Annotated in this window: 8 protein-coding genes; 5 read left to right on the top strand and 3 right to left on the bottom strand. The window is 68.0% G+C overall.

Annotated elements, in window-relative coordinates; genetic code table 11:
• Genes nuoL through nuoN form a run of 3 tightly spaced genes read left to right on the top strand, consistent with a single transcriptional unit; the run spans nt 1 to nt 5,044 of the window.
• Nucleotides 1-1,908, top strand: a complete 1,908-nt coding sequence (nuoL, locus tag ACFSVL_RS06015) for an NADH-quinone oxidoreductase subunit L (protein WP_337823300.1) — start codon at nt 1-3, stop codon at nt 1,906-1,908.
• A 1-nt stretch (nt 1,909) separates the two neighbouring features.
• Entirely contained in the window at nt 1,910-3,460 is a 1,551-nt protein-coding gene (locus ACFSVL_RS06010) for an NADH-quinone oxidoreductase subunit M (RefSeq protein ID WP_378301201.1), read from the top strand.
• A 12-nt stretch (nt 3,461-3,472) separates the two neighbouring features.
• Nucleotides 3,473-5,044: an NADH-quinone oxidoreductase subunit NuoN gene (gene nuoN, locus ACFSVL_RS06005; protein WP_378301992.1), complete on the top strand. Its 1,572-nt coding sequence runs from the start codon at nt 3,473-3,475 to the stop codon at nt 5,042-5,044.
• A 281-nt stretch (nt 5,045-5,325) separates the two neighbouring features.
• Here nuoN and ACFSVL_RS06000 read toward each other — a convergent pair whose 3' ends face one another.
• Nucleotides 5,326-5,973, bottom strand: coding sequence for a hypothetical protein (locus tag ACFSVL_RS06000; protein ID WP_378301199.1), 648 nt, complete (start codon nt 5,971-5,973; stop codon nt 5,326-5,328).
• A 261-nt stretch (nt 5,974-6,234) separates the two neighbouring features.
• Between ACFSVL_RS06000 and ACFSVL_RS05995 the strand changes: the two genes are divergently transcribed.
• Nucleotides 6,235-7,272: a polyprenyl synthetase family protein gene (locus ACFSVL_RS05995; RefSeq protein ID WP_378301197.1), complete on the top strand. Its 1,038-nt coding sequence runs from the start codon at nt 6,235-6,237 to the stop codon at nt 7,270-7,272.
• A gap of 12 nt (nt 7,273-7,284) precedes the next feature.
• The gene (locus ACFSVL_RS05990) at nt 7,285-8,724 is read left to right on the top strand and encodes a LapA family protein (RefSeq protein ID WP_378301195.1); all 1,440 of its coding nucleotides are present in this window, start codon (nt 7,285-7,287) and stop codon (nt 8,722-8,724) included.
• Between the two features lie 62 nt (nt 8,725-8,786).
• On the opposite strand, the gene ACFSVL_RS05985 is transcribed toward ACFSVL_RS05990, so the two are convergent.
• On the bottom strand, nt 8,787-9,851 hold the full coding sequence (locus ACFSVL_RS05985) for a 2-oxoacid:ferredoxin oxidoreductase subunit beta (protein ID WP_378301193.1): 1,065 nt from the start codon (nt 9,849-9,851) through the stop codon (nt 8,787-8,789).
• Nucleotides 9,848-11,776 (bottom strand): 2-oxoacid:acceptor oxidoreductase subunit alpha, encoded by a 1,929-nt coding sequence (locus ACFSVL_RS05980; protein ID WP_378301191.1) that lies wholly within the window; start codon nt 11,774-11,776, stop codon nt 9,848-9,850. The genes ACFSVL_RS05985 and ACFSVL_RS05980 overlap by 4 nt, the downstream gene beginning before the upstream one ends.
• Nucleotides 11,777-11,922: the final 146 nt, after the last annotated feature.

The raw sequence follows: 11,922 nt of genomic DNA, 5'->3' as shown, positions 1-11,922 counted from the left end.
GTGACCGCATCATCGTGGCTGCTGGTGGCCCTTCCCGCCCTCGGCGCCCTGGTTCTGCTGCTATCCGGAAAACGCGCGAAGGCGTGGGGGCATCTGCTCGGCTGTGCCACCGTCACGCTCGCCTTCGTGTACGCCGTGATCCTGTTCTTCTCCACCGACAGCCACGCGGTCACCGACACCAAGATCTACTCGTGGATCCCGGTGACCCAGCTGCAAGTGGACTTCGGGCTGCGCATCGACGCGCTGTCGCTGACGTTCGTGCTGCTGATCACCGGCGTCGGCATGCTGATCCACTTCTATTCGATCGGCTACATGGCCGACGACGAGGGCCGGTACCGGTTTTTCGCGTACCTGAACCTGTTCGTCGCCTCGATGCTGATCCTGGTGCTGGGCAACAGCTTCGTGACGCTGTACCTCGGCTGGGAGGGCGTGGGTCTCGCCTCGTACCTGCTGATCGGCTGGTATCAGAACCGCCCGTCCGCGGCGACCGCGGCGAAGAAGGCGTTCCTGATGAACCGCGTCGGCGACGTCGGGCTCGCGCTGGCGATCTTCCTGATGTTCAAGTACGTCGGGTCGACCGGCTACGCACAGGTCTTCGAGGGCGTCGCGCAGGGCAAGATCCCGCCGGGCGCGATCACCGCCATCGCTATCCTGCTGCTGCTGGGCGCGTGCGGTAAGTCCGGCCAGTTCCCGCTGCAGGCGTGGCTGCCGGACGCGATGGAGGGCCCGACCCCGGTGTCGGCGCTCATCCACGCGGCAACCATGGTCACCGCGGGCGTCTACCTGGTGGCCCGCTCCAACGTCATCTTCACCGCGACGCCGGACGGCAGGCTGGTAGTCACCCTGGTCGGCGCGGTCACGCTGCTGCTCGGGTGCATCGTCGGCTGTGCCTACGACGACATCAAGAAGGTGCTCGCGTACTCGACGGTCAGCCAGATCGGCTACATGATGCTGGCGGTCGGCCTCGGGCCGGGCATCTACGCGCTCGGCATCATGCACCTGGTGGCGCACGGCTTCTTCAAGGCCGGGCTGTTCCTCGGGGCCGGTTCGGTCATGCACGGCATGAACGACGAGGTCGACATGCGGAAGTTCGGCGGCCTTGCCAAGAAGATGCCGATCACCTTCGTCACCTTCGGCCTCGGCTACCTGGCGATCATCGGCTTCCCGTTCCTCACCGGGTACTACACGAAGGACGCGATCATCGAGGCGGCGTTCGGCCAGGAAGGCTGGCGCGGCTGGGCTTTCGGCCTTGCGACGGTGATCGGCGCCGGGCTCACCGCGTTCTACATGACGCGGCTGATGATGATGACCTTCTTCGGCAAGCAACGCTGGAAGGACATCAAGTCCTCGGACGGCCGGGACTTCCACCCGCACGAGTCCAAGCCGATCATGTGGGTCCCGATGGCGATCCTGGCGGTCGGCTCGGTCGGCGCCGGTGCGTTCTTCGTGCTGGGCGACCGGTTCGTCACCTGGCTCGCCCCGGTGGTCGGCGAGCACGTGGAGGCCGAGCACACCCCGATTCCTTCGTGGACGGTCCCGGCGCTCACGCTGGTGCTGGCCGCGCTCGGCGTGCTGCTGGCGGTGTGGCTGTTCCGGCCTTCGCGCGACATCGCGGTCGAGCGCCCGGAGCGGGTGGCCTGGCCGGTCCGCGCGGCGCGCAAGGACCTGTACGGCAACGCGCTCAACGAAACCCTGGTCGCCCGTCCGGGCACCTGGCTGGCGCGGGCGCTGGTGTACGTGGACAACCGCGGTGTCGACGGCGCGGTGAACGGCCTCGCCGCGGCACTCGGCGGCGGGTCCGGGCGGCTGCGCCGGATGCAGACCGGGTTCGTGCGGTCCTACGCACTGTCCATGCTCGGCGGCACGTTCCTGCTTCTCGCGGCCCTTCTGCTGGTGAGGTTCTCCTGACATGACTTGGCTTCTGGCGCTCATCCTGCTGCCGCTGGCCGGCTCGCTGGTGCTGGCGTTCCTCAAGGGGAACGACCGGGCCGCGGTCGCCACGGCGCTCGCCGTGTCCATTGTGGAGTTCCTGCTGATCATCCCGTTCTGGGCGAGCTACTCGCCTTCGGGCGAGCGCATCCAGCAGGCCACGACGATGGACTGGATCCCGAGCTTCGGCATCCACATCTCGTTCGGCACCGACGGCATCTCGCTCATCATGATCGCGGTCATCGCGCTACTGGTGCCGATCGTCGTCGGCTCGCTCGGGCTCACCGACAAGCTCCCCGCCGGCCGCAGCGCGGGCGGGTTCCTGTCGCTGATCCTGCTGCAGGAGGCGCTCACGATCGGCGTCTTCGCGGCGACCGACGTGTTCCTCTTCTACGTGCTGTTCGAGATCATGCTGATCCCGATGTACTTCCTGATCGGCGGCTACGGCGGCGCGAACCGGCAGTACGCGGCGGTGAAGTTCTTCCTGTACTCGTTCCTCGGCGGCCTGATCATGCTGGCCTCGGCGATCGGGGCGTACTCGCTGGCCTCGGACAAGCTCGGCAAGGGCACGTTCGACTGGGCCACGCTGGTGACGGTCGTGCGCGACGCGCCGACCAGCACGCAGATCTGGCTGTTCCTCGGCTTCTTCATGGCGTTCGCGATCAAGGCGCCGCTGGTCCCGTTCCACACCTGGCTGCCGGACGCCGCGGGCCAAGCCCCGATCGGCGTCGCGGTGCTGCTGGTCGGCGTGCTGGACAAGGTCGGCACGTTCGGCTTCCTGCGCTACTGCCTGCCGATGTTCCCGGAGGGCAGCAAGGCGCTCGCGCCGCTGGTGCTGATCCTGTCGGTGATCGGCGTGCTGTACGGCTCGATCCTCGCGGCCGGGCAGCGGGACATGAAGCGGTTCATCGCGTACGTGTCGATCGCCCACTTCGGTTTCATCGCTCTGGGCATCTTCACCTTCAACGAGCAGGCGATGGTCGGCTCGGTGTCGTACATGCTGAACCACAGCCTTTCCACCGGGATGCTGATCGTGGTGATCGGCCTGATCGTGATGCGCGGCGGGTCGAGCCGGATCTCCGACTACGGCGGGATGGCGAAGGTGACCCCGCTGCTCGGCGGAATGCTGCTGCTGGCCGGGCTTTCCGCGCTGTCGCTGCCAGGAACCAACTCGTTCGTCAGCGAGTTCCTCGTCCTGCTGGGGTCCTTTGTGGACCAGCCGGTGTACACGATCCTCGCGACCGTGGGCATGGTGCTCGCCGCGGCCTATGTGCTGTGGCTGTACCAGCGGATCATGCAGGGCCCGGTCCGAGGCGACGCGCTGGTTGGCGTCGGCGGGGGACCGGGGACGGCGATCGCGCCGGAACTCGGTGCGAAGAAGTCCATCAAGGACCTGGGCGGCCGCGAGATCGCGATCCTCGCGCCCATGGTCATCCTGATCATCGGACTGGGCTTCTACCCCAAGCCGATGCTCGACACGATCACCCCGTCGGTGCAGGCGACGCTGTCTGCCGTGCAGGGAGGCAAGTAAACCGTGCTCGACATGTTCCTGGCGCAGGCCCCGGCCGCGCCGCTGGAAGTGCCTTCGGTCGACTACGCGGCCGTGCTGCCGATGCTGATCGTCTTCGGCGTCGCGTGCATCGGCGTGCTGGTGGAAGCGTTCGCACCGAAGGCGACGCGGTGGGGGATCCAGGTCACGATCTCCCTCGTCGCGATCCTCGCCGCCGGGGTCTCGCTGATCCTCTACGCGACCGGTGCTTCGGCTTCGAAGGCTGGCACGACCACCTTCTCCGGCGCGATTTCGGTCGACCGGCCGTCGCTGTTCCTGTGGGGCACGCTGCTGCTGCTCGGGCTTGGCGCGGTGTTCCTGATCGCCGACCGGAAGGTCGAGGCGGGCGGGGCGTTCGTGGCTCAGGCGGCGATCCCTCCGGGTACCGTGCAGGACCGTGCGCAGGCCGGTGCGGCGACGACGTCGCAGACCGAGGTTTTTCCGCTGACGCTCTTCGCGCTCGGCGGGATGATGACGTTCTGTGCGGCCAATGATCTTCTGACGATGTTTATCGCGTTGGAAGTGCTTTCGCTGCCGTTGTACCTGATGTGCGGTCTTGCCCGGCGTCGTCGGCTGATCTCGCAGGAAGCTGCGGTTAAGTACTTCCTGCTTGGTGCGTTCTCGTCGGCGTTCTTCCTGTACGGGCTGGCGTTGCTGTACGGCTACGCGGACTCGGTGAAGCTGGCTGACATCGCGCACGCGGCGGCTGGGTCGGATCGGTCGGACACGCTGTTGTTCGCTGGGCTTGGCTTGCTCGTGGTGGGTCTGCTGTTCAAGGGGTCCGTCGGTCCGTTCCACACTTGGACGCCGGACGTCTATCAGGGTGCGCCTACTCCGGTTACCGGGTTTATGGCTGCCTGTACGAAGGTTGCCGCGTTCGGCGCGATTCTGCGCGTGCTCAGTGTCGGGTTTTCCTCGACCAGCTGGGAGTGGCGCGGGGTTATGTGGGCGGTGGCCATTATTTCGATGGCGCTGGGCGCGATTCTGGGTCTGACGCAGACTGATGTTAAGCGGATGATTGCTTACTCGTCGGTGGCGCACGCTGGGTTCTTGCTGGTGGGTGCGATTGCGATGACCGAGGATGGGTTGTCGGGCACGCTGTTCTATCTGCTGGCGTATGGGTTTACTACGTTGGCGGCGTTCGGGGTGGTTTCGCTGGTTCGGGATTCCAGCGGGGAGGCTACGCATCTGTCCGCTTGGGCTGGGTTGGCTAAGCGGTCGCCGGTTTTGGCTGGGGTGTTTACGTTCTTGCTGCTTGCGTTGGCGGGGATTCCGTTGACCAGTGGGTTCGTGGGGAAGTTCGTGGTGTTTTCGGCGGCGTTGTCGGATGGGATGGCGCCGTTGGTGGTTGTCGCGCTGGTGTTTAGTGCGGTGGCTGCGTTCTTCTATCTGCGGGTCATTGTGTTGATGTACTTCTCGGAGCCAGCTGCTGATGGGCCGACCGTGACGGTGCCGGGTGGGTTTACTGCTGCGGCTATTGCGTTGGGGGTCGTGGTTACGTTGGTGCTGGGAGTATTGCCAGCGTTCGCGCTCGACTGGGCTGGGGCTGGCGGGTTCGCCTCCTAGCAGCTCGTCGCCTGGCGGCGACATTGCGGGCTGGTGTTGCGGGTGGCACCCCGAAGCTGATTGTGACGACGGACGGCGGGTGCTTGTCAAGGCGGGAAAGATGCCTTGACAAGCACCCGCCGTCCGCGTTTTTGGCTTCGTATCGGGGTGCGGGGGTGGTGTGGGTGCTTGGTCGGGTAGGTGCGTCGGCGGCGGTTTCGGTGGGTGCGTCGGCGGCGGCCGCGGTCCGTGAGGGGAACCCTGGGGGAATCAGAGTCCCTTAGGGTTCCCCTCACGGACGTTTACGGGGTGGGGGCGCAGGCGGTGTGGCCGATGGTGACTGAGCCCGAAGCGCCGGAGGCTGGGGCGAAGTCGATGCGCAGCATGGTTAGGGTCATGCTTCCGTCGCCTGGGAGCGTTTGGATGTTGAAGACTGCGTTTGCCAGCACGGTTCCGTCGGATTTGGTGAGTGGCTTGGTGTAGTTCGCTGGGATCGGGGACGGCAGGCCGGTGATGCCGGAGAGGCCGCTGAGGGTCCAGTTGGCGTTCGTGCCGCTTTGGGTTGCCTTGCAGGTCACCGTGTACGAGCCGATGCGGATGCGTTTGCCGCCGGTGCTCACCAGTGCCGAGAGTTCGAAGTTGTTGCCGGTGGCGGTCGACGTCGTGGTGGTGACGTCGTTCGCTGGGTCCGTTACCTCTGTCGTGCAGGAGGAGGTGCCGCCGCCGAAGCGGACGCCTGGTTGGGATACCGGGTCCGCGGTGGCGCTGGTCGGGCCCTCGACGGCGCACGGGGCCTGCGTCGGGATGGAGATCGTGGTGCCGGACTTCGTGAAGTTCGCGGTGCCGATGTCGGCGATTCCGGCGGGGCTGTCCGCGACGGCGGTTCCGGTGGCGGCGAGCATTCCGGCGGCCAGCGCCGCGCCGGCCAGTGCGGTGCGCTTGATGATCATGGTCTCGACTCCTCGCTGCTGATCCTGCTCTTCAGGACTATCCGCAGGTCCGAATCGCCCGTTGCGTGCTTGGACCGCGATCACCCGTCCGAGGACTCGGATCAACCCGTTCGTGGCCTGGTGGGCACCTGGGGAGGCAGTGTCGCGTTCGTCACCGTTTCCGCAGGACAGCGGGTAAAGGCAGGGCGCCGGTGAACCACTACCCTGAAGGGGGTAACCGACTGGCGAAGAGCGCCACGAGAGAGCGGAGCCGACGTGTCTGTGTCTTCACCACCTCCGGGGGCGGCCCGGGATGGCGCTGTCGAGGACCTGCGCGCGACCGTCGGACTGCAGATCCAGGACGAGCCCCTGCTGCGGGCCATCGCGGGCGGGCTGGCGGACGTCGAGACGATGCTGCGGGACGTCGTGAAGAGCGATGTGCCCGCCGTGCACGACGCCGCGTTGCACCTGGTCGAGGCGGGGGGCAAACGTTTCCGTCCGTTGTTCACGCTGCTGTCCGCGCAGTTCGGACCGAAGCAGGGCGAGCAGGTGCTGATCGCGGCCGCCGCGGTCGAGCTGGTGCACCTGGCGACGCTGTACCACGACGACGTGATGGACGAGGCGACCATGCGGCGCGGCGCGGAGAGCGTCAACTCGCGCTGGGACAACACCGTCGCCATTCTCACCGGCGACTACCTCTTCGCCCACGCTTCGCGGCTCGTCGCCGACCTGGGCACGGACGCCGCGCGGATCATCGCCGAGACGTTCGGCGAGCTGGTCAGCGGCCAGATGCGGGAGACCGTCGGGCCTGGCCCCGGCGACGATCCGGTCGAGCACTACCTCACCGTCATCGCGCAGAAGACCGGTTCGCTGATCGCGACGTCGGGACGCTTCGGCGGCATGATGTCCGGCGCGGCCGAGGAGCACATCCAGGCGCTGCGGCGGTTCGGCGACATCATCGGCGCGGCCTTCCAGATCTCCGACGACGTCATCGATATCGCGTCGCCGTCGGTGGAGCTGGGCAAGGCGCAGGGCACTGACCTGCGGGAAGGCGTCCGCACCCTGCCGATGCTGTACGCGCTGGCCGATCCGGGCACCGACCCGCGGCTCATCGAGCTGCTCGCCGGCCCGATCACCGACGACGATCTCGTGGCCGAGGCGCTCGAGCTGCTGCGCCGTTCGAGCGGCCTCGAACGCGCGCGGGAAACTCTTTCCGACTACGCTTCCCGAGCACGTGCCGAGCTCGCCTCGCTGCCCGCTTCCCCTGCGCGCGACGCTTGCGAGTCGGTCGCCGACTACCTGGTCGCGCGAACGTTCTAAAAGGGGCGGTAGATGTCCATTTTCGGGCAGGTGTGGCTCTGGAGCCTGCTGGCCTTCCTCGTCGGCGCGATCGTCGCCTGGCTGGTGCTGGCGCGTCCGGCACGCAAGCGGGTGCGGGAGCTGGAAACGGAACTGGCGAGCGCGCACGCCGACACGGCACGCGCCGCGGCCAGCACGCCCGCGCGCACCGCGGTGCTGCCGCCCGCCGAGGACTGGACCAGAGACCGGCGCGAGCACGCTCCGACCGAAGTCATCCAGGCGACCAGCGCGTTCGAGCCGGAGGCCGAGTACGACGCGGAGTACCGCACGGCTCCGGAGCCGGCGGCTGCCGCGGAGCCGGTGACTGCTGCCGAGCCCGCGGGCTCAGCGGACGACGTCGACGAGGCGTTCGCGCAGGCTGAGGCGCGCGAACACCAAGCGGCGAACGGTCTTTTCGACAGCGCGTCGGCAGAGGGCGCTTCGGAGGATTCCGGGTCCGCATACCGCGCGGCGGCCACCGAGTACCTGCAGCCGGTCGAGCGTGACACCGGTTCGCACCGGATCGCCGAGCCTGCCGAGGACCACGACAGCGGCTACCACCGGATCGCGGAGCCGGTCGAAGAGCACGACAGCGGATACCACCGCGTCCCGGAGCCGCTTCCTGAGCCGGAGCCGCCCGTTGAGGCGGAGCCGGACAGCGGCCGTCACTTGCGCGAGCCGGCCGACGGACTGTCCTCTTTGGAGCGTCGGCTCGACCCGACTCCGTTGGACAGCAGCGCTTCGGAGCCCGAGCCGGTGTCCCTGTTCCGTCCGGGGCCGGGCAGGGCGACGGAACCGGAGCCGGATTGGTTCAGCCAGCCGGACGGATCGGCGCGGTCGGCGTTCGAGGAACCCGCCGCCGAACCGGAGCAGCCGGTCGAATCCGCGGTCGGGCATCTCGAAGAGGATTCGTCGACTGACCATCTGATCCCGAACGTCGAGCCGGTCGCGGAGTCGCCGGAGCTGCCCGAGCCGCCCGAGCCCGCGGAGTCCATTGAGGACAACGCGGAGGGCGGCCAGGGCCTGCCGAAGCGGCAGCGCCGGGAATCCCCGCGCGGCGGTTTCGACCCGCCGCGGCCGATTCAGCCGTCGATGCGTCCGGTGGAGCGCCGTGAACCGGATCTCGCCGGCGCGCACAGCGGTTCGCTGTTCGAGCCGTCCGTACAGCCGAACCAGTCCGCGATGGCCGCTCCGGAACCGCCGCCCGCCCGGCAGACCGCGGACGACGCGGTGCCGCCGGGGCCGTTCGGTCCGGGGTCGGCGATGCCGCGTCCGGGCGGTGGCCGTCCGGCCGACGGGTTCACGGTGAAGGCGAGCGTCACGGCTTTGCGGTATTGCGGGGAGGATTCGCCGCAGTTCCCGAAGATGGTGGCCGAGGTGTGGTTCCGCAGCGCGGCCGACGCCGAGCGGGTCGGGTTCCGTCCGCTGCATTGAGTCTGGCTAGGACAGAGGCCGCCATCCCCAAGCCGGGGGTGGCGGCCTCTGTCTTATGTGGACTAAGCGACGGTCCAGGTGTCCTTGCCGCGCAACAGACCCTGCAGGTCCGGCTTCCGGGCCTCGCGGGCCTGTTCGACCTGAGCCCGTGCGGCGTCGTCGTACGTCGGGCGCTCGACCTGACGCAGGATGCCGGTCGGGACGTGGTTCAGGTTCTGGTCGCCGAGGCGGGACAGCGCGAAGGCGTACGACGTGTCCGCGATCGACGGGTCGTGCACCACCAGGTTTTCCTCGCCGATCTCGGCCACCTTGCCGACGTCGAGGCCGCCCCAGTCGCTGCGCCGGACGCCGTACTCGCCTTCGGCGCCGAAGCGGATCGGTTCGCCGGTGCGCAGCGGGATCAGCCGGGAGGCGGCTTCGTCCTTGTCCTTCAAGACATCGAACGCGCCGTCGTTGAAGATCGGGCAGTTCTGGTAGATCTCCACCAGGGCCGAACCGCGGTGTTTCGCCGCCGCTTCAAGGACTTCGGTAAGGCCCTTGCGGTCGGAGTCCATCGCACGGCCCACGAACGACGCCTCCGCGCCGATCGCCAGCGACAGCGGGTTGAACGGCGTGTCCAGCGAACCCATCGGCGTGGACTTGGTGACCATGCCCTGCCCGGAGGTGGGCGAGTACTGGCCCTTGGTGAGCCCGTAGATCCGGTTGTTGAACAGCAGGATCTTGATGTTCACGTTGCGCCGCAACGCGTGGATCAGGTGGTTGCCGCCGATCGACAGCGCGTCGCCGTCACCGGTCACGACCCACACCGACAGGTCCGGCCGCGTCGTGGCGAGCCCGGTGGCGATCGACGGCGCGCGGCCGTGGATCGAGTGCATGCCGTAGGTGTTGAGGTAGTACGGGAATCGCGACGAGCAGCCGATGCCCGAGATGAAGACGATGTTCTCGCGCTTGAGCCCGAGCGTCGGCAGGAACGACTGCACGGCGTTGAGCACCACGTAGTCGCCGCAGCCGGGACACCAGCGCACTTCCTGGTCGGACTTGTAGTCCTTGGCCTTCTGCGGTTCGTCGGTGGTCGGCACCAGGTCGATGCCGCCCAATTGCGGCAGCCCGAGATCGATGGCGGTCACTTGACGCCCTCCGGAACGAGGTTGGCGATGATGTCGGAGAACACGTTCTGCAGTTCCTCGGCCTTGAACGGCAGGCCGGCGACCTTGGTGTGCGAGTGCACGTCCACCAGGTACTTCGCCCGCAGCAGCAGTGCGAGCTGGCCGAGGTTCATCTCCGGGACCACGACCCGGTCGTAGCGGGCGAGCACCTCGCCGAGATTCTTCGGCAACGGGTTGAGGTGCCGCAGATGCGCCTGCGCGATCGGCATCCCGAGCTTGCGCACGCGGCGGCAGGCCGCGCCGATCGGGCCGTAGGACGAACCCCAGCCCAGCGCCAGCACGCGCGCCTCGCCGGACGGGTCGTCGACCTCCAGATCCGGCACGTCGATGCCGTCGATCTTCGCCTGGCGCAGCCGCACCATCTTGTCGTGGTTGTCCGGGTCGTAGGAGATGTGGCCGGTGCCGTCGGCCTTCTCCAGCCCGCCGATGCGGTGCTGCAGGCCTGGCGTGCCCGGGATCGCCCACGCGCGGGCGAGCGTCTCGGGGTCGCGCACGTACGGCCAGAACTCGCCGGAACCGTTGTCGGAGTTGGCTTCCGAGGCGAACTCCACCCGCAGATCCGGCAGGTCCTCGACGTTCGGGACCAGCCACGGCTCGGAACCGTTGGCGATCGCGCCGTCGGACAGCAGCAGCACCGGGGTGCGGTACTTCAGCGCGATCCGGGTGGCCTCGATCGCCGCGTCGAAACAGTCGGCGGGCGACAGCGGCGCGACGATCGGCACCGGCGATTCGCCGTTGCGGCCGAACATCGCCTGCAGCAGGTCGGCCTGCTCGGTCTTGGTCGGAAGGCCGGTGGACGGCCCGCCGCGCTGCACGTCGATGATCACCAGCGGCAGTTCGGTCATCACGCCGAGGCCGATGGTCTCCGACTTCAGCGCGACGCCCGGCCCGGACGTGGACGTGATGCCCAGCGCCCCGCCGTAGGACGCGCCGAGCGCGGCCCCGATGCCGGCGATCTCGTCCTCCGCCTGGAAGGTGATGATGCCGTAGTTCTTGTGCTTGGACAGCTCGTGCAGCACGTCCGAGGCCGGGGTGATCGGGTACGTGCCGAGCAGGATCTGCAGCCCGGACTGCTGTCCGGCGGCGACGATCCCGTACGCCAGCGCGGTGTTCCCGGTGATCTGCCGGTAGGTGCCCTTGTTCAGCTTCGCGGGCGCGACCTCGAAGGTGGTCGCGAACGATTCGGTGGTCTCGCCGTAGTTCCAGCCTGCCCGGAAGGCAAGGATGTTGGCCTCGGCGATGTCCGGCTTCTTCGCGAACTTCTCGCGCAGGAAGCGTTCGGTGCCCTCGGTCGGCCGGTGGTACATCCACGACAGCAGGCCGAGCGCGAACATGTTCTTGCAGCGCTCGGCGTCCTTCTTGCCGAGGCCGGTGTCGGCGAGCGCGCCCTGGGTCAGAGTCGACATGGCGACCCGGTGCACCTGGAACGGCGACAGCGAGTCGTCGTCGAGCGGGTCGGTCTCGTAGCCGACCTTCACCAGGTTCCGCTTGGAGAACTCGTCGGTGTTGAGGATGATCGTCCCGCCGTGCGGGACGTCCCGCACGTTCGCCTTGAGCGCGGCGGGGTTCATCGCGACGAGCACGTCCGGCCGGTCGCCCGGCGTGAGGATGTCGTAGTCGGCGAAGTGCACCTGGAAGGACGAGACGCCGGGGATGGTGCCCTGCGGCGCCCGGATCTCGGCGGGGAAGTTGGGCATGGTCGACAGGTCGTTCCCGAAGGCGGCCGCCTCCGAGGTGAACCGGTCACCGGTCAGCTGCATCCCGTCGCCCGAGTCGCCGGCAAACCGGATGACCACCCGGTCCAGCTTGTTCACCTCGGTGGACCGGGACGCGGTCAGCGCGCCGTGCCCGTTCCCGGCCGCGCTGCCGTTCGCACTGGTGCTCATGGGTCAGGGAATCCCTCTCTCCCGGCGTGCTGCGGGCCAGGGTCGGCTCCCCGGGGAGCCCGCCGAGGCCTGCTTCCGAGGTTACTCGCCACACCACTGGCCGCGGTCGGAGTGCGGTCAAGTGTGGGGTGTCCAGGCCGAGTGCC

It is taken from the genome of Amycolatopsis silviterrae (genome assembly GCF_042684085.1).
Lineage (GTDB): Bacteria > Actinomycetota > Actinomycetes > Mycobacteriales > Pseudonocardiaceae > Amycolatopsis > Amycolatopsis silviterrae.
Note: the sequence above shows the minus strand (reverse complement) of the source record. Positions and strands in the feature narration are given on the sequence as shown.

What these genes read in the sequence shown, in the direction of transcription:
- ACFSVL_RS06010 (WP_378301201.1), top strand. Translation starts at nt 1,910, where the DNA reads ATGACTTGGCTTCTGGCGCTCATCCTGCTGCCGCTGGCCGGCTCGCTG.
- nuoN (WP_378301992.1), top strand. Translation starts at nt 3,473, where the DNA reads ATGTTCCTGGCGCAGGCCCCGGCCGCGCCGCTGGAAGTGCCTTCGGTC.
- ACFSVL_RS06000 (WP_378301199.1), bottom strand. Translation starts at nt 5,973, where the DNA reads ATGATCATCAAGCGCACCGCACTGGCCGGCGCGGCGCTGGCCGCCGGA.
- ACFSVL_RS05990 (WP_378301195.1), top strand. Translation starts at nt 7,285, where the DNA reads ATGTCCATTTTCGGGCAGGTGTGGCTCTGGAGCCTGCTGGCCTTCCTC.
- ACFSVL_RS05980 (WP_378301191.1), bottom strand. Translation starts at nt 11,776, where the DNA reads ATGAGCACCAGTGCGAACGGCAGCGCGGCCGGGAACGGGCACGGCGCG.